General features: G+C 63.5%; 16 protein-coding genes. 5 read left to right on the forward strand and 11 right to left on the reverse strand.

What is annotated here, in order from left to right; genetic code table 11:
* Positions 1-81: 81 nt before the first annotated feature.
* The 3 genes from NKI08_RS08100 to NKI08_RS08110 form a co-directional block, all read right to left on the reverse strand.
* On the reverse strand, positions 82-1164 hold the full coding sequence (locus NKI08_RS08100) for an NAD(P)H-dependent flavin oxidoreductase (RefSeq protein ID WP_352768275.1): 1083 nt from the start codon (positions 1162-1164) through the stop codon (positions 82-84).
* 216 nt (positions 1165-1380) lie between these two features.
* Entirely contained in the window at positions 1381-2811 is a 1431-nt protein-coding gene (pyk, locus tag NKI08_RS08105) for a pyruvate kinase (protein ID WP_352454861.1), read from the reverse strand.
* The gene (locus NKI08_RS08110) at positions 2808-3254 is read right to left on the reverse strand and encodes a DUF1036 domain-containing protein (RefSeq protein ID WP_352471303.1); all 447 of its coding nucleotides are present in this window, start codon (positions 3252-3254) and stop codon (positions 2808-2810) included. The genes pyk and NKI08_RS08110 overlap by 4 nt, the downstream gene beginning before the upstream one ends.
* Before the next feature lie 286 nt (positions 3255-3540).
* On the opposite strand from NKI08_RS08110, the gene NKI08_RS08115 reads away from it, so the two are divergent.
* The 4 genes from NKI08_RS08115 to NKI08_RS08130 all read left to right on the forward strand — a co-directional run bounded on the left by NKI08_RS08115 (position 3541) and on the right by NKI08_RS08130 (position 6473).
* Positions 3541-4338 (forward strand): N-formylglutamate amidohydrolase, encoded by a 798-nt coding sequence (locus tag NKI08_RS08115; protein ID WP_352768280.1) that lies wholly within the window; start codon positions 3541-3543, stop codon positions 4336-4338.
* A gap of 26 nt (positions 4339-4364) precedes the next feature.
* Positions 4365-4673: a DUF1244 domain-containing protein gene (locus NKI08_RS08120; RefSeq protein ID WP_352471171.1), complete on the forward strand. Its 309-nt coding sequence runs from the start codon at positions 4365-4367 to the stop codon at positions 4671-4673.
* A 10-nt stretch (positions 4674-4683) separates the two neighbouring features.
* Positions 4684-5145, forward strand: a complete 462-nt coding sequence (locus NKI08_RS08125) for a cupin domain-containing protein (RefSeq protein WP_352768285.1) — start codon at positions 4684-4686, stop codon at positions 5143-5145.
* Between the two features lie 146 nt (positions 5146-5291).
* The gene (locus NKI08_RS08130; RefSeq protein WP_352613448.1) at positions 5292-6473 is read left to right on the forward strand and encodes an MFS transporter; all 1182 of its coding nucleotides are present in this window, start codon (positions 5292-5294) and stop codon (positions 6471-6473) included.
* On the opposite strand, the gene NKI08_RS08135 is transcribed toward NKI08_RS08130, so the two are convergent.
* Positions 6431-7342 (reverse strand): LysR family transcriptional regulator, encoded by a 912-nt coding sequence (locus NKI08_RS08135; protein ID WP_352452500.1) that lies wholly within the window; start codon positions 7340-7342, stop codon positions 6431-6433. The genes NKI08_RS08130 and NKI08_RS08135 overlap by 43 nt on opposite strands.
* Positions 7343-7435: 93 nt before the next feature.
* Here NKI08_RS08135 and NKI08_RS08140 point away from each other — a divergent pair, with 93 nt between their 5' ends.
* Positions 7436-8395, forward strand: coding sequence for an SDR family oxidoreductase (locus NKI08_RS08140; protein ID WP_352768290.1), 960 nt, complete (start codon positions 7436-7438; stop codon positions 8393-8395).
* Between the two features lie 66 nt (positions 8396-8461).
* Here NKI08_RS08140 and NKI08_RS08145 read toward each other — a convergent pair whose 3' ends face one another.
* From NKI08_RS08145 to NKI08_RS08175, 7 genes are all read right to left on the reverse strand, one after another.
* A complete protein-coding gene (locus NKI08_RS08145) occupies positions 8462-8620 on the reverse strand; it encodes a DUF3309 family protein (RefSeq protein ID WP_023678456.1) in 159 nt (52 codons plus the stop codon).
* A gap of 99 nt (positions 8621-8719) precedes the next feature.
* Positions 8720-11896, reverse strand: coding sequence for an efflux RND transporter permease subunit (locus tag NKI08_RS08150; protein WP_352768293.1), 3177 nt, complete (start codon positions 11894-11896; stop codon positions 8720-8722).
* Positions 11897-11898: 2 nt separating this feature from the next.
* Complete coding sequence (locus tag NKI08_RS08155) at positions 11899-13110, reverse strand: efflux RND transporter periplasmic adaptor subunit (protein WP_352489287.1); 1212 nt, start codon at positions 13108-13110, stop codon at positions 11899-11901.
* A 122-nt stretch (positions 13111-13232) separates the two neighbouring features.
* On the reverse strand, positions 13233-13376 hold the full coding sequence (locus NKI08_RS08160) for a hypothetical protein (RefSeq protein ID WP_352452504.1): 144 nt from the start codon (positions 13374-13376) through the stop codon (positions 13233-13235).
* A gap of 16 nt (positions 13377-13392) precedes the next feature.
* Positions 13393-14523, reverse strand: a complete 1131-nt coding sequence (locus tag NKI08_RS08165; protein ID WP_352489442.1) for a patatin-like phospholipase family protein — start codon at positions 14521-14523, stop codon at positions 13393-13395.
* A gap of 26 nt (positions 14524-14549) precedes the next feature.
* Positions 14550-15332, reverse strand: coding sequence for a 3-hydroxybutyrate dehydrogenase (locus NKI08_RS08170; protein WP_352489286.1), 783 nt, complete (start codon positions 15330-15332; stop codon positions 14550-14552).
* 184 nt (positions 15333-15516) lie between these two features.
* Positions 15517-16605, reverse strand: a complete 1089-nt coding sequence (locus NKI08_RS08175) for a citrate synthase/methylcitrate synthase (protein ID WP_352489285.1) — start codon at positions 16603-16605, stop codon at positions 15517-15519.
* Positions 16606-16623: the final 18 nt, after the last annotated feature.

Consider the following 16623-nt stretch of genomic DNA (forward strand, 5'->3'; position numbering starts at 1 on the left):
ATAGGGGAATAGGGTAGTATGTGAGAGGTGCAGATTGCACTGTGGAACACATGCGCCCTACTCCCCTACTCCCCTACTCCCCTACTCCCCTACTCCCCTATAGGCCCGATCTATGCCGTTTGCTTCCGTGACGAGTTTCTCCACAAGGGCGGCGGCCGGCATCTCCTGCAGCTTCGCAACGCCCTGCCCGGCCCAAGTGGGCAAGAAGTCAGCCCGCTTGCTTTCATCCTTTGCCATCGAAAGCGGCATGACCAGACTCGCCTGTAGCGGAAACGCCAACGCTGCATCTTCCTCACCAGCCATTTCCATCACAAACCGGTTGCGCACCACGCGCGCTGGGCGGCCAGTGAAGCAGCGAGTGACCGACGTGCTCTCGTCGTTGGCCGAGCGCAATGCTACGCGATAGACTGGCTGCACATTGGCTTCAGGACAGGCCAGGAAAGCCGTGCCGATCTGCACACCAGATGCACCAAGTGCAAAGCTGGCAGCAATGCCGCGACCGTCGAAGATACCGCCAGCGGCAATTACAGGCACCCGCACGGCATCAACAATCTGCGGTACGAGTGCCATAGTGCCGGCTGTGCCGATAGCAGGGTCGCCAGTGAATGTGCCGCGATGCCCACCCGCCTCGTATCCCTGGGCGATAATGGCGTCCACCCCTCCTGCCTCAAGCTGGCGCGCTTCCGAGACGGTGGTGGCCGAACACAAGACAGTACAGCCGGCCGCCTTCAACTGCTGCACAATTGCGGTGTCGGGTAGACCGAAGTGGAAGCTGACCACCTTGGGGCGCAGCTCGAGCACAATTTCGAGGCGCTCACGATCGAAGGTGGGGAAGGGCTCGCCCGGCTCGGGCACCGGTCCGAGGCCGACCTCCTCATAGCAGCCGCGAAGGCGGTCTCGCATACTTTGGGCTGCCGCATCATCGTGTATCGGCGCCGGGTGCGCAAAGAAGTTGACGTTGATCGGACGATTGGTGGCGTGCTGTGTCGCCGTGAGCTGCTCGCGGATAGCCGCCGCAGGCAGAATGCCGCATCCGAGCGAGCCAAGCGCCCCGGCATTGCTGACTGCCGCCGCCAGTTCCGGCGTGGTGATGCCGCTCATCGGCGCCTGGATTATCGGGTGCTCAATGCCGAGGAGTTCCAGAAGATCAGTGCGCATCCACATTGGATCACCCTCCTCTTTCTCCCAGGAGAGATTACCTTAACTGACTTCCAGCTCAAGATCGGATAGGGCCTTCGAACCGCTTCACGGCCGGCCACAGGCTGATGCAAGCTGGCGGAGTTCGGCGTTGATCGCAGCCCAACTGCCGTCAATGCACCGGGCTGCCGCCGCGTTTACGACGCGCCATGCAGCCGGCCCATCCGGCAGCCCTCGCCGACATTAGCGGCCGACTTCCGATCCGACATAGGCGATGCGCAGCATGTTGGTCGAGCCCGGCGTCCTCAGCGGCACGCCGGCCGTGATGATGACGCGGTCGCCCGGCTTGCCGAAACCTTCATCGAAGGCGATGCGGCAGGCGCGGTCGACCATGTCGTCGAGGTCGCTGGCGTCGGGGGAAACGACGCAATGCGTGCCCCACAACAGCGACAGCCGCCGCGCCGTGTTGAGGATCGGCGACAGCGCCACGATCGGCACTTGCGGCCGCTCGCGCGCGGCGCGCAAGCCGGTCGTGCCGGACGCGGTATAGGTGATGATCGCCGACAGCTTCAGCGTCTCGGCTATTTCGCGGGCGGCGAGCGAAATCGCGTCGGCTCCGGTCGCTTCCGGTTCCGAGCGCTGCGCGTTGATAATCCCGGCATAGGTCGGGTCGGTTTCGACCTTGGTGGCGATCCGGTTCATCATCGCCACCGCCTCGACCGGATAGGCGCCGGCGGCGGACTCCGCCGAAAGCATGATCGCGTCGGCGCCTTCAAATACGGCGATCGACACGTCCGACACCTCGGCCCGCGTCGGCACCGGCGCGGTGATCATCGATTCCAGCATCTGCGTGGCGACCACCACCGGCTTGCCGGCACGGCGCGCGGCGCGGGTGATCTGCTTCTGAATGCCAGGCACGGCTTCGAGAGGCATCTCGACGCCGAGATCGCCGCGGGCGACCATCAGCGCATCCGAAAGCTCGATGATCTCGGCCAGCCGGGCGACGGCCTGCGGCTTTTCGATCTTGGCCATGATCAGCGCCCGGCCGCGTGCGATCTTGCGCGCTTCGGCCAGGTCCTCGGGCCGCTGCACGAAGGACAGCGCCACCCAGTCGACGCCGGTCGCCAGAACCGCGTCGAGATCCCGGCGGTCCTTTTCCGTCAGCGCGCCGACCGGCAGGTCGGTGTCGGGCAGGCTGACGCCCTTCTTGTCGGAAATGGTGGTGCCGGCGACGACGGTGCAGACGATCGCCTTGCCGTTGCTGCTGACCGCCTTGAGCTCGAGCTTGCCGTCGTCGATCAGCAGGCGATGACCAGCCTCGACCGAACGCAGGATTTCGGGATGCGGCAGGTAGACCCTCGTCGAATTGCCGGGCTCGGGATTGTCGTCGAGCGTGAAGGTCTGACCGACGGTCAGCACCTCTTTGCCGTTGGCGAACTTGCCGACGCGCAGCTTTGGCCCTTGCAGGTCGGCGAGAACGCCGATCGGCCGGCCGACCGCCTCCTCGACGGCACGAATGCGGCCGACAAGCGTCCGCATCAATTCATGGTCGGTGTGGCTCATATTGATGCGGAACACGTCGGCGCCGGCTTCGAACAGCTTCTTCAGCATCTCCTCGGACGAGGAGGCCGGACCGATGGTGGCGAGGATCTTGACCTTGCGGCTGCGTCTCATTGACTGTTTGTTCCCGGGGCGGCTGGAGCGCCATCCGTTGCGGGCTCGTCAGTCAGCTGGACCATCCAGCTTGCCTGCTCGCCCGTGTCATATTCCTGGAATCCGGCGCGCTGAAAGCCCCGGGCGACGCAATCGGTAACGCCGGCGATCTTGAACTCTTTTTCGGCCACGCACATGTTGATCGGGCCATCCCAGCGTCCGCCGCGCTCGGCGTCTTCTGCATAAAGATAGTAAAACCTTGATGACAACGGTCCCTCGATCAGCGTCTTGCAGCTCGAGCCTTCGATGTGCCACCAGCCTTCGGTGATCCAGCCGGCTTTGGCGCGATAGCCGATGCCGACACCGACCAGGTTCTGCGTGGCGTTGCAGACCCGGAAATCGGCCCGTGCCGGCGAGGCCGAAATCACCGCGAAAAGAGCCATGGCCGGTATCAGGAGCGGCATGGCCAAGGCATGGCGCACATGCAGCCTGCCGGCGAAACCCATCCTGAAACCCCTCAAGAACCACATTTGCATCTCTCAACGCCCCTTTTCGGAAAAGTCCGTACGCATGTCAACGCGCCGATCTGTCCAATTCCAATCGATTTAGAAGGCTCCGGCACGCTTGCGGTCGCCCCTGCTCAGTTTTTTGGCAGAAACCGTGGCCAAACAACGGCATTGCGCAAGCGTTCTCTTCGTGGAATGACGATACCACCCTCCCCGAAAGCCAGCGAACAGACCTTTCCCGCCAATGACCCGATCCACAGTTTTCGCGCCTTTCGATATCGTCGAAGGCGATCGCAAGCGCGGCATGGTGCTTCTGGCCGATCACGCCCGCCGCGACCTGCCGGAGGAGTATGGCAGTCTCGGCCTGCCGGCGGCGGAGTTCGACCGCCACATCGCCTACGACATCGGCGTCGAGACTGTAACCCGCGAACTCGCAAGTCTGCTCGGCGTTCCGGCGGTGCTTGCCAATTTTTCGCGACTGCTAATCGACCCCAATCGCGGCGAAGACGATCCAACGCTGATTCGCCAGCTCTATGACGGCACCATCATCCCGGGAAATTATCCCATGGCCCCGGAGGAGCGCGAAAGACGGCTGGATCGCTTTTACCGCCCCTATCATGATGCCGTCGGCGCCATGATCGCCTCTGTGGCGCGAGCATCCGCGCAGGCACCCTTCATCTTTTCGGTGCATTCCTTCACACCGACCATGCAGGGCTTCGTGCGGCCGTGGCACGTCGGCATATTGTGGGATCTGGACGACCGCGTTGCGCGGCCGCTGATCGACATGCTCGCCGAGGACAAGAGCCTCATCGTCGGCGACAACGAACCTTATGACGGCGCACTGCGCGGCGATACCATGTTCAGGCACGCCATCGTCAACGGCTTTGCCCATGCGTTGCTCGAGGTCCGCCAGGACCTGATCGCCGACCGCAAGGGTGCCCTCGCCTGGGCCGAACGGCTGGCGCCGATCGTTGACGCGATAGACCGACGTGCCGATATACATGCGGTGAAAATATTCGGCTCGCGCACCGGGCCGGTATGATGAGGCCCAAGGGAGGCCAACATGACATGACCGAACTCAGCGAAGAACAAAAGCGCGATTTCGAAGCCGCTGCCTTCCGCCGGCTGGTCGCGCATCTGCGCGAGCATTCCGACGTGCAGAACATCGACCTGATGAACCTCGCTGGCTTCTGCCGCAACTGCCTGTCCAACTGGTACCGCGATGCGGCGCAAGCCGAAGGTGTCGAACTCAGCAAGGAACAGTCGCGCGAGATCATCTACGGCATGCCCTATGCCGAGTGGCAGGCACTGAACCAGGTCGAAGCCTCCGACGCCAAGAAGGCCGAGTTCGAGGCAAGGCGCCCTAGGGATCACTAGGGAGGACGCCGTGCCTAAGATTGACGTTGCCGACGTGCCCGGACGCAAGGGCTCATCCTATCCACCGCCGTTCGATGCACCCTGTGCCGAACGCGTGCGCCAGCGGCTAGGCAACGCAGGCGGGCTCACCGACTTCGGCATCAATCTCATGCGCCTGCCGCCGGGCAACTGGTCGAGCCAGCGCCACTGGCATTCGCACGAAGACGAATTCGTCTACGTGCTTGAAGGCGAGCTGACGCTCGTCGAAGATGCCGGCGAGACGGTGCTGCGCGCCGGTGATTGCGCGGCCTTTCCGAAAGGATCAGGCAACGGCCATCACATGATCAATAAATCGGGCGGGATGGCGATCTATCTCGAAGTCGGTTCGCGCTGGCCCGACGACGTCGCCACCTGCTCCGACATCGACATGATGAGCACCAACGCTGACGGCCGGTTTGTGCACAAGGATGGCGCACCTTATCCCGAGCCGTAGGGATTTCGGAGTGGACCGCCGAGATGGTTGGCCGATGCGAGAGGACGTAGCGTCTGGTCCAAGCACTTTCGGCGAAGAGCGCTTGACTGTGAATTGAATCGATCTAATTTGCCGCGCAACGCCATTTCCGGACCGGATTCTACCCGATGGACGCGCAGAAAATCACGCAGATCGCGATTCGTGGACGCTGGGCAGTGGCCGGCATCTTCCTCGCCAACGGCTTCTTGACCGGCAGTTGGGCGCCGCAGATCCCGGTGTTCCTGACGCGACTCGACATTTCGAAGTTCACGCTCGGCTTGCTGATTCTGTTGTTCGGTGCCGGCGCCGTCACTGCCATGACCTGGTGCGGCCATCTGATCTCGAAGCATGGCTCGCGCACGGTGCTGCGCTGGTTCGGACTTGCCGGCAGTTTCGGCCTTTTGGTTGTGGCTCTGGCCCCCAACGTGCCCCTTGCAGCCATCGCCATGTTCATCTTCGGCGGTTCGATCGGCGGCATGGACGTCGCCATGAATGCCAATGCAGTGGCAGTCGAACGGCGGCTGTCCCGTGCCATCATGTCGTCCTCGCACGGCTTCTGGAGCCTTGGCGGTTTCGCCGGCGGCGCTTTAGGCGGTTTCGCCATCCAGAACTACGGTCACCTCGCCCATGCGACAGTGGTGACGGCCCTTGCCTTTGCCGTAATCGCCGTAGCGATCCGCTACCTGATCGCCGAGGACAAGCACCCGGTCGCCGAGCACCACAAATTCGCGTTGCCGGCAAATCCGCTGGTCTATCTGGTCGGACTTATGGCGCTGCTGACGATGATCTCCGAAGGAGCGGTACTCGACTGGGCAGCGCTGTATCTCCGGCAGGAACTCGGCGCCGATCTTGCCGTCGCAGGCCTGGCCTATGCCGCCTTTTCCGGTGTCATGGCCGTCATGCGCTTCCTCGGCGATGGCGTCCGCAACCGTTTCGGTGCCGTTACGACGTTGCGCGCCTCGGCCCTTGCCGCTGCTGCCGGCATGCTGGTGGCCGGGCTGGCTCCCTCGCCTTGGCTGGCCATTGCCGCCTTTGCCTTTTGCGGCCTCGGCATTGCCAACATGGTGCCGATCATCTTTTCGGCCGGCGGCAACCAGGAGGGCATGGCGTCCGGCACCGGCATGAGCGTCGTCACCACAATGGGTTACTCAGGCATTCTGGTGGCGCCGTCGGCGATCGGCTTCATCGCCGAGCACTCGAGCTTCGGCCCGATCTTCGTCGCTCTGTCCGGGCTGCTGGTCGTCGTGCTGGTGATGGCCGGCCTCGCTCACCGTGCCGAATTCGCTGCTGAGCCTGCACCGGCTGAATAGCGCTTGAACTCTTCGTAGAGGAAATCCGCGACGCGGCGGATGCGGACGCTGGTACGCACGTCGCGGTGCATGGCCAGCCACACCGGCAGCGTCGGCAGCGGGAGACCCGGCAGCACTGTCTCGACCAGCGGATCACGGTCGGCGAGCGGCTCCTGGCCAAAGCCGATGCCGTTTCCCGCCCGCACTGCTTCCCACAGCACGATCTGATTATCGGTCCTGAAGCGGAAGGCATTGCGGGCGAGCGGGACGCCGAACTGGGCGAAGCCGCGAATGATCTCATCGCCGCGGTCGAAGCCGACCAGATCGTGGCCGGCCAGATCGCGGGCCTCGCGCGGACGGCCACGCCGGTCGAGGTAGGATTTTGCCGCGCAGGCGCGGAGCGGAATGTCGGTCACCTTGCGCGCGACCAATTCATTCTGCGCCGGCTTGACCATGCGGATGGCGATATCGGCGTCGCGACGCAGCAGATTCTCGACCTGGTTCGAGGCGACGATCTCGACCTCGATGCCCGGCTCCTCGGTCCCAAGCCTCGCTGTGATTTCCGGCAGCACATAGGCCGCCACCACTTCGCTGGCGGCAATGCGCACCGTACCCTCGATCGCCTCGACCGATCCCAGCGCCAGCAGCGAAAAGGCGCTCGCCTGCTCGCTCACCGCGCGACCCCGTTCAAAGAGCGTGCTGCCTGCTTCCGTGAGCGCATAGCCACGCCGCCCGCGCCGGAACAGGGTGACGCCGAGCGCCTGTTCCAGCTCGGCGATGTGGCGGCCGAGCGTCGGCTGGCTTGCGGCAAGTTTTCGTGCGGCCGCCGACAGGCTGCCGGTCTCCGCCACCGTGACGAAACTCTTGATCAGGTTCCAGTCAATATCCATTTAAAATTGAATATCACATCGCCAGTCGTAGTCAATTTCCATTCGTTTGCGGAGAGACAATATTGGGGTCGTAACGCAACACGGAGACGAACCATGACCACGATCGCAATTCTCGGCGCCAATGGCCGCCTCGGCCGCACGGTGGCCAAGGCCTTCATCGATGCCGGCTACGATGTCCGTGCCATCACCCGCAGCGGCAAGGTGCCGGCCGAGCTCAAAGGCGCCACGGCGATCGCCGGCGACGCGCTCGACCGTGCTGCGCTGATCCGCGCGACCGAAGGCGTCGATATCATTTTCAACGGTCTCAACCCGCTCTACACCGACTGGAGCAAATGCCTGCCGATGGCCGAGAATGTGATGGCTGCCTGCCGGGCGAACGGCGCGCTGCATCTCTTCCCGGGCACCGTCTACAATTACGGCTCGCAGATGCCGGCGGTGATCGCCGAAGACACGCCGTTTCGCCCGACGACGGAAAAGGGCCGTATCCGCGTCGCCATGGAAGATCTGTTTCGCCGCGAGGCCGACGCGGGTCTGGTGCGCACGATCCTGCTGCGCGCTGGTGATTTCTTCGGCGGCACCGGCAGCGGATCGTGGTTCGATCTGGTTGTTGCCGCCAAGATGACCAAGGGCGTCTATACCGCCCCAGGGCCGGTCGATCTCGTGCATGAATGGGCCTATCTGCCCGACTTGGCCAAGGCCTTCGTCGGGCTGGCTGACAATCTCGACAAGCTCGGCTTCTACGAGGCGCTGAACTTTCCCGGCCATGCGGTGACCGACCTGCAGATCAAGGCGGCCGCGGAGAAGGCGCTCGGGCGCTCGCTGAAACTGACGTCGATGCCGTGGTGGGTGCTGCGTGCCGGCGGCCCGTTCGTGGCGATGTGGCGCGAGATCGTTTCGATGTCCTATCTCCGCTTCGAGCCGCACCGGCTGGTTTCAGGCAGGCTGGAAAGCGTTATCGGTACGATCCCGCACACGCCGCTGGAAAATGCGGTGTCGGAAGCGCTCGAGGATATCGGCATCGCCACGCTCAAGATGACGCAAAAAGCTGCCTAACAACAAACCAAAAAAAGGCGGATGGCCTCACGGTCATCCGCCGCTGGTCGGAGAGGAAGGTTGCGTTCAGATCCGGCCCATCAACAGCAGCACCAGGACAACGATCAGGATGACGCCGACGATGCCTGATGGTCCGTAACCCCAGGACCGCGAATGCGGCCACGCCGGAACCGCGCCGATCAGAATAAGAATAAGGATAATGATGAGAATGGTGCTGATCGTCATCAGAAAATCCTCGCTTTGAGGTTGCAATGACGGAACAATGCAGAAGGCCGCCCATTGTTCCCGGGCGGCCTTTGCTTGATCAGGACGGCGATCCGGACTCTATTCGGCGGCCTTCGGGAAGGCGATCGCCGGTTCGGCGCCCAGATCGGCGTCCAGGCCTTTCGACGGGATTTCGGCCTTGCGACGCCCGAACAGGCGGCTGAACCAGCCCCGACGCGCGCCGGGTTTGATCTTGGCGCGAGTGAATACCATCAGCATCGACGGCGTCACCACCAGCGTCAGCACGGTGGCGAAGGACAGGCCGAAGACGATCGCCGAGGACAGCGATATCCACCATTGCGTCGACGGCGCGTTGATCGTCGTCTCGTGATGGAAGATTTCGAGGCCGAGGCCGAAGGCGATCGGCAGCACGCCGAGGATCGCCGACACCGCCGTCAGCACCACCGGGCGGGCACGCTCGCGGCAGGTCTGCAGAACGGCCTCGTATTTGTCCCAGCCCTCTTCGCGCAACCGGTCATAGGTGTCGATCAGCACGATGTTGTTGTTCACCACCACTCCGGCCAGCGCGATGACACCGATGCCCGACATGACGATGCCGAATGCCTCTCCCGTCAGCAGCAGCCCGAGGAACACGCCGATCGTCGCCATGACCACGCAGGACAGCACCAGCCAGACGCTGGTGAACTTGTTGAACTGCGCCAGAAGCACGATGAAGATCAGGAAGATCGCCGCACCGAAGGCTTTGCTGAGGAAGGCACCAGCCTCCGCGCTGTCCTCATTCGAACCGGCAAGCTTCCAGCGAATGCCGCTGCCGAGGTTCATGTCGGCGACAGCTTTGGTGACCTCCTGCTGGACGGCAGCCACCTGGGCGCCGGCAGCGACGTTGGCCTGGACGACGACCGTTCGCGCACCGTCGATGCGGTTGAGGATACCGACCGTCGGCTCCGGCTTGCGCACGACGAAGTTCGAGATCGGCACCGAGCCTTGCGCGGTCTGCACCCTGAGTTCGTCGAGCGTCGACAGCGTGCGCCGATCCTCGGGCAGGCGCAGCCTGATGTCGACCGCATCGTCGGCGCCGGCGGGCCGGTACTCGCTGAGCTTCAGCCCGTTGGTCACCAATTGCACGACCGTCCCGACCGCGGTCGGGCTGATGCCGTACTGCGCCGCCTTGGCGCGATCGACCTCGAGCGCCCAGTCGACGCCGGGCGGCGCCAGACCGTCGGAAATATCGATGACGCCGGGCACCTTGGCAATGCGCGCGGCGACGGCGCGGGCCTTGTCGTCAAGGCCCTTCGGATCGACGGCCGAAAGCCTGATCTGGATCGGCTTGCCGGTAGGCGGGCCGGCTTCCGGCACGCGAACCTCGACGTCGACACCGGGAATGCCGGCCATAACGCCGCGCAGTTCGTCCAGGATTGAGTTCGCCGATTTACGCTCGCGCCAGTCGACGAATTCGTACTGGATCACGCCAACCACGTCTTCCGGAACATCCTGGCCGCCGCCCTGCGTCTTGCCGACACGGGTATAGACAGACTTCACGCCCGGCCAACCGAGCAGCCGATTTTCCGCGGTCTTTGTGGCCGCGTCCATTTCGGCGAGCGAAAGATTGCCGCGGGCGTGGACATAGAGCAGGCCGTAGTCAGGCTCGACATTCGGGAAGAATTCGACGCCGGCGCCGAATTTCGAATAGGCGTAGCCGACGCCGAACAACAGCGCCACAGTGAGGACAAGCACGGTGATGGGATAATGCACCGCCTGCTTGACCACGGCCATGTACCAGCCGTCGCGATTGTCGTCGGGGTGATGGGCCGGCGCCTTGGCAAATATCGCGCCCAGCGTCGGCGCGAAGACCAGCGCATAGAGCATCGAGGCCGAGAGCGTCACGATCAGCGTGATCGGCATGTATTTCATGAAGTCGCCGATGATGCCCGGCCAGAACAACAGCGGCGAGAAGGCGGCAATGCGCGTCATCGTCGCCGCGATGACCGGGCCGGCCATGCGCTTGGCGGCAAGCGCGAACGCTTGCTCCTTCGGCATGCCCTCGCTCATGCGGCGCTCGGCGAATTCGGTGACGATGATGGCGTCGTCGACCAGCATGCCGACCGCCAGGATGAGGCTGAACAGCACGATCATGTTGATCGTGTAGCCCATCATTGCCAGCAACAGGATGCCGATCAGGAAGGATGATGGGATGGCCAATCCGATCAGCAGCGAGGCACGGCCAGACAGCGCGTAGAGAATGACGATGAACACCAGTATCACGGCGATCATCACGTGGTTCTGCAGGTCGCCGAGCAACTGGTTCACGAAGACCGACTTGTCTTGCGTGTAGGTGACGTGCATGCCCTCCGGCATCGTCTTGATGAAGGCGTCGGACACCTCCCTGACCTTGCCAATCGTATCGATCAGGTTGGAGCCGATGCGCTTCTTCACCTCGATGGCGATCGCCGGCTTGCCGTCGAGGCGGGTGACCGTCTCGGCGTCCTTGAATGTGGAGCGGATGGTGGCAATGTCCTTGGCCTGCACCACCGCATTGGGGCCGGCGACGACCGGAAGCGCCGCCACATCCTCTGGTGTCTCGATAAGCGAGGGCACCTTGACCGCGTATTTGCCCTCGGATCCTTCGATGTTGCCGGCGGCGACAAGACTGTTGGAAGCGCCGACCGCACCGATCAACTGGTCGAGCTGCAGCCCGTAGGAAGACAGCTTCATCGGATCGATGACCACTTCGACGAGGTCGTCGCGCGCACCCTGCAGCGAGCCCTCGAGCACGCCCGGCACTTCCTCGATGCGGTCGCGCAGCTCGCGCGCCGCCGCCGTCAGCACACGCTCGGGCACCTCGCCCGACAGCGTCACGACCAGGACGGGGAACTCGGAGATGTTGACCTCGGAGACCACGGGCTCCTCAGCCGCTTGCGGCAGGTCGGCCTTGCCGTCCTGCACCTTGCTGCGCGTGTCCTGCAGCGCCGTGGCGAGATCCGTCTGTGGCTGGAATTCGACCAGCACATAACCGCCGCCCTGGAAGGCGGCCGAGCGCATCTCCTTGAGGCCTTTCAGGCTCTTCAGCTTGGCTTCCATCGGCCGCAGCAGGAGGCGCTCGGAGTCTTCCGGCGAGATGCCCTGGTAGATCAGACTGACATACATCATCGGAATCGGAACGTCGGGTTCCGCTTCCTTCGGCGTCGACTGGTAAGCGACCGCACCAGCAAGGATGAGAAAGACCAGGACCGAAATGGTCAGCCGGGCATTGCTGATTGCAAGTTTGACGATGTCCATGATTACTGCGTCCCGGTCGTCGCTTCGCCCAACAGCTTTTGAATGGTCGCCTGGTCGGCTTCGACCGGCTTGACCACTTCGCCTTCCTTCACCAGCTCCTGGCCGGCGACGATGATGCGGGCGTCGGCCGGAATGCCGCCGAGCACCAGGCCGGTCGGCGTGTCGTCGACCAGGTCGATCGGGAAGAACACGACCTTGTCGTCCTTGTCGACGGCGCGAATGCCGAGATCGCCCTTATCGCCGAGCGTCACCACCGAGCGCGGCAGCATGACGGCGTCGGTCGGCTGGGCGCTGAGCGCAATTTCTGCCGTCATGCCGGCCGGTACGGAACCATCGGCGTTGGGGATGGCGACTTCGACGCGGAAGGTACGGGTTGCCGAAGATGCATCGCGGCTGATGTAGCGCACCGTGCCCTCGACATTCTGGCCGCTGACCAGACGCACATTTGCCTTGTCGCCGATCTTCAGATAGCCCAGATCGCGTTCGCTGACTTCGCCGCGGGCGATCACCGGATCGAGCTTCAGAATGGTCGCCACTTCGCCGCCCTGCATGACGGAACTGCCAAGCTCCACTGGCACCCGGTCGATGACGCCGTCGAAGGGCGCCTTCACCTCGTTGCGGTCGAGCTCGGCTTGCACGGCCTCCAGTTGCGACTTGGCCAGCGTCAGGTTGGAGCGGGCCGTGTCGAGCTGCAGCTTGGGCAGATTGCCGGTTTTCATCAGCCGCAGGGCAGCTGCCAGCTCTGCCTCACGTTGCACGACAAGCTGCTTGGCGTTGTCGACCGCCGAGATTTTTTCCTCGGCGGCAAGCATCAGGATCAGGTCGCCGGTCTTGACGTGCTGACCCTGCTTGACCGGCAGCTTGTCGATGACGCCGGCGACGCGTGTCGCCAGGACGGCGCGCTTGTCGGCTTCGGTCAGTCCGGAAATGCGGATAGCGCGTGCATAGGTGCGCCGCGGCGGGGTTATGATCGCGACCGTGCGTAACGGCGCCTTGGGCTGTTCCGCCTCGGCAGTCCCCGGCTTGGCAGCCCCCTGTTTACCAGTTTGGGGCTTGCCTGCGTCGGCTGCCTTGGGCTGCTCGACCTCTCCTGCCTTGGGCTTGTTGTCGGCGGACGCGCTGCCGACGGACGAGAACTCGCCTGTCGCCATCCAGCCAGCGAACCCGATGAGCACAACAATGGCTGCAAGCTTGTGAAACCTGAATTTCGGCATCGTCATTTTTTCCAGTGCGCGGGGTTCGGCCAGGCCGCATCTTCTACTTGGGGCGCGTCGCCGATATGGGTGCGCGCGAGGCCGTATTCAAATTGCCGTGATCGGCGAAGCGCGCTTCTACCTCAAAGTTGCATCGCAATATAGTCAGAAAAGTTGATGGATTGTTGCTTTGTCCGCAAAGATGCGGCCGCAGCATCGGCTGTTGATTGCCAAAACAGCGGCATGGCAGCAAGTGTCAGGATGATTGGACAGATTGCGAATGCCATCTGCTTTGCGAAGCAGCTAGGCCGGACGGCGGGCGGCCTCGGGCTGCTTGCGCGCCGCAAGAAATTCCTTGACCCGCCGGCCCGGCGCCGGCCCGCGCACCGGCTTCAAGCCGTCGTCGAGTTCGCCGGACAGATCGATCGTCGGCCGCTTGCCGACGGCGTCATAATTTTCTTCCAGCCAATCACTGGCTGCGGTGCGGCCGAGGTCGCGCAGATAGGCAAGGAACGCCCATTCGGCATTGACCTTGGACGATGCCGACAGATCCTTGAACGCTTCGTCGGCATCGATGCGGTGCATGCGGATGTCGCGATATTCGCCGGGCGGCAATCGGCCGGCGGCAATCAGTTCCTTGACGAAGGCGATCGAGCGGAATTCGCGCAACAGCCCGGCATTGAAGGTGATCTCGTCGATGCGGTTCTGGATCTCATTGGCGCTCTTCGGCGTTCCCTCGCGGACCACCGGATTGATCTGCACCAAAAGCACGTCCTCGGTGGCCGCCGTCTTGAAGAACGGGAACAATGCCGGGTTGCCGCCATAACCGCCATCCCAATAGGGCACGCCCTTGATCTCGACGGCACGGAACAATTGCGGCAAGCAGGCCGACGCCATCACCGTGTCGAGGTCGATCTCGCCGTCCGAGAAGACGCGCAACTGGCCGGTCTCGACATTGGTAGCGGAAATGAACAGTTCCATCGACTTGCAGGCGCGCACATTGTCGAAATCGATCTCACGTTCGACCACGTCGCGCAGCGGATTGATGGCGAGCGGATTGGCGACATAGGGCGAAAATACCCGAGACATCGTATCGAACAGGAAATAGCCGGGCGTGTTCTCGATCGACCAATTGCCCCAGGCGACGTCCCAGGGCATGCGCTGTACCGGGCTGAAGCGGCCCTTTGCCGCCACCGCACGCCAGAAATCGTCGAGCTTCCGCCGCGCGCCGTCGACACCGCCGCGGACAAAGCCATCGGCCAGCGCCACGGCATTCATGGCGCCGGCGCTGGTGCCCGAAACCGCCGTTATGTCGAGGCGCCCGTCCTCGAGCAGCCGATCGAGCACGCCCCAGGAAAACGCCCCGTGCGAGCCGCCGCCTTGCAGCGCGACATTGATCTTCTTTGGCTCTTCCGCCTTGCCGTTTTTCGGCATGGCGTGGCCCTTGACCGCTGGAAGGCTCACTGAGCGGTCCAGCCGCCGTCGACAGAGATGTGCGTGCCGTTGATCTGCGCCGCCGCATCCGAGCATAGGAACACCGCGGCCGCCGCAACCTGCTCGACGGTGACGAACTCCTTGGTAGGCTGCCTGTCGAGCATGACCTCACGGACCACCGTCTCGCGGTCCATCTTGTTGGCCTTCATCTGGTCGGGGATCTGCGCCTCGACCAGCGGCGTCAGCACATAGCCCGGACAAATGGCATTACAGGTGATCTTGTCGCGCGCCAGCTCCAGGGCGACAGTCTTGGTCAAGCCCATAATGCCATGCTTGGCCGAGACATAGGCCGACTTGAACGGCGAAGCGACAAGGCCGTGGGCCGAGGCGACGTTGACGATCCGGCCGCCACCGGCCTGTTTCATCAACGGGATGGCGGCTGCGATGGTGTGGAAGGCCGATGACAGGTTGATGGCGATGATCGCATCCCATTTCTCGATCGGGAAGCTTTCGACCGGCGCGACATGCTGGATGCCGGCGTTGTTGACCAGGATGTCGACCGAGCCGAATGCCTCGGCTGCCTTCGCCACCAAAGCCCGGCACTCGGCCGGCTTCGACATGTCGGCCTTGACGTAGACGGTCTTCACCTCGTGGTGCTTCGCGATCGCGTCGGCGATGGCGTGATCGTCGGCGGTGTCGGAAAAGGAATTGACGACAACGTTGCAGCCTTCGGCCGCGAGCGCGTGGGCAATGGCCAGGCCGATGCCCGAGGTGGAACCGGTGACGATGGCGGTTTTTCTGGCGGTCAAGGCGGCTTTATTCCTTTCGAGGCGGGCTCCCGTGGAACCATGCTGCACTGCAACATATAGGCTCTCTGTCACCCAAGAACAGCGGATGTGTGGAGCAATGACATGAAATTTTTGTCATGTAGACCGCTCTCGTCCCCTAAGAGAGGTCGTTGCCTCGTTTCGCAAAGCATGCGCTGAAAGCTCGTCAGGCGACGAGGTCCGGCACCGTCCCGATATAGCGCGACTGCGGCCGGATCAGCCGTCCGCTCGTTTGCTGCTCGCGCGCATGGGCAATCCAGCCGGCGACGCGCCCGGCAGCAAAGACGTTGGTGAACGCCTCTTTCGGAAAGCCCGCCGCTTCCAGCAGGAGCGCTGTGAAGAACTCGACGTTGGTCTGGAGCGAGCGCGACGGCTTGGCGATGCGGAGCACTTCGAGCGCCGCTTGCTCCACGCTTTCGGCAAAGGCCAGCCGGTGGCCGGCTTCGCCCTTGGCGCCGAGCTGGCGCACCACCGCTTTCAGCACGTCGGCACGCGGATCGCGCACGCGATAGATGCGATGGCCGAAGCCCATGATGCGGCGGCCACGCGCGATCTCGCTACGCAGCCAGCCGGCGGCGTCGCCATGCGCCTCGATCGCATCCAGCATCTCGATCACCGGACCTGGCGCGCCGCCATGCAGCGGCCCCTTGAGCGCTCCGAGCCCGGCCAGCACCGCCGAAGTAAGCCCGGCCTGCGTCGAAGAGACCACGCGCGCGGCGAAGGTCGATGCGTTGAGGCCGTGGTCGCAAACCGTCACGAGATAGGCATCGAGCGCCTTCGCCAATTTAGGCGAGGCCGCAATGCCGGTCAGCATCCGCAGCATGTCGGCGGCGTGATCGGCCTTGCTATCGGGCGCAATCGGGCGTTCGCCGCGCTGCAAGCGCAGCAAGGCCGGCGTCAGCACGGCAGGTGCCGCAACCAGCCGCAGCGCGTCCGACAATTTGTCACCATCCGGCAGCAGGGCAATACCGGCGCGCATCGCGCTGTAGATATCGACGGATGTGAGAAACGGCAGCAAGGGTTTGATCTGCTCGAACACTTCGCTGCGCGCCCGACCGATCGCGTTCGCCAGCTCCCTGCCGTCGGGAAGATCGTCGAAAAAGCCGTCGAACAGCAGATGAACCACCTCGGCGTATTTCCAGCGACCTGCCAGTTCGGGCAACGAATGGCCCCGGATGGTCAGGCGGCCACCAAGACCGTCGACATCGGAGAGCACCGTTTCCGCCGCCACAACATCATCGAGCCCATTCGCCATCGGTTTTCTCCTTGACCC

The sequence above is a fragment of the Mesorhizobium sp. M0768 genome (genome assembly GCF_040320195.1).
Taxonomy (GTDB): Bacteria; Pseudomonadota; Alphaproteobacteria; order Rhizobiales; family Rhizobiaceae; genus Mesorhizobium.

Bases quoted from the DNA above. Each gene is read 5' to 3' on its own strand.
- NKI08_RS08100 (WP_352768275.1), bottom strand. From the start codon at position 1,164: ATGTGGATGCGCACTGATCTTCTGGAACTCCTCGGCATTGAGCACCCG.
- pyk (WP_352454861.1), bottom strand. From the start codon at position 2,811: ATGAGACGCAGCCGCAAGGTCAAGATCCTCGCCACCATCGGTCCGGCC.
- NKI08_RS08110 (WP_352471303.1), bottom strand. From the start codon at position 3,254: ATGCCGCTCCTGATACCGGCCATGGCTCTTTTCGCGGTGATTTCGGCC.
- NKI08_RS08115 (WP_352768280.1), top strand. From the start codon at position 3,541: ATGACCCGATCCACAGTTTTCGCGCCTTTCGATATCGTCGAAGGCGAT.
- NKI08_RS08120 (WP_352471171.1), top strand. From the start codon at position 4,365: ATGACCGAACTCAGCGAAGAACAAAAGCGCGATTTCGAAGCCGCTGCC.
- NKI08_RS08130 (WP_352613448.1), top strand. From the start codon at position 5,292: ATGGACGCGCAGAAAATCACGCAGATCGCGATTCGTGGACGCTGGGCA.
- NKI08_RS08135 (WP_352452500.1), bottom strand. From the start codon at position 7,342: ATGGATATTGACTGGAACCTGATCAAGAGTTTCGTCACGGTGGCGGAG.
- NKI08_RS08140 (WP_352768290.1), top strand. From the start codon at position 7,436: ATGACCACGATCGCAATTCTCGGCGCCAATGGCCGCCTCGGCCGCACG.
- NKI08_RS08145 (WP_023678456.1), bottom strand. From the start codon at position 8,620: ATGACGATCAGCACCATTCTCATCATTATCCTTATTCTTATTCTGATC.
- NKI08_RS08150 (WP_352768293.1), bottom strand. From the start codon at position 11,896: ATGGACATCGTCAAACTTGCAATCAGCAATGCCCGGCTGACCATTTCG.
- NKI08_RS08155 (WP_352489287.1), bottom strand. From the start codon at position 13,110: ATGCCGAAATTCAGGTTTCACAAGCTTGCAGCCATTGTTGTGCTCATC.
- NKI08_RS08160 (WP_352452504.1), bottom strand. From the start codon at position 13,376: ATGGCATTCGCAATCTGTCCAATCATCCTGACACTTGCTGCCATGCCG.
- NKI08_RS08165 (WP_352489442.1), bottom strand. From the start codon at position 14,523: ATGCCGAAAAACGGCAAGGCGGAAGAGCCAAAGAAGATCAATGTCGCG.
- NKI08_RS08175 (WP_352489285.1), bottom strand. From the start codon at position 16,605: ATGGCGAATGGGCTCGATGATGTTGTGGCGGCGGAAACGGTGCTCTCC.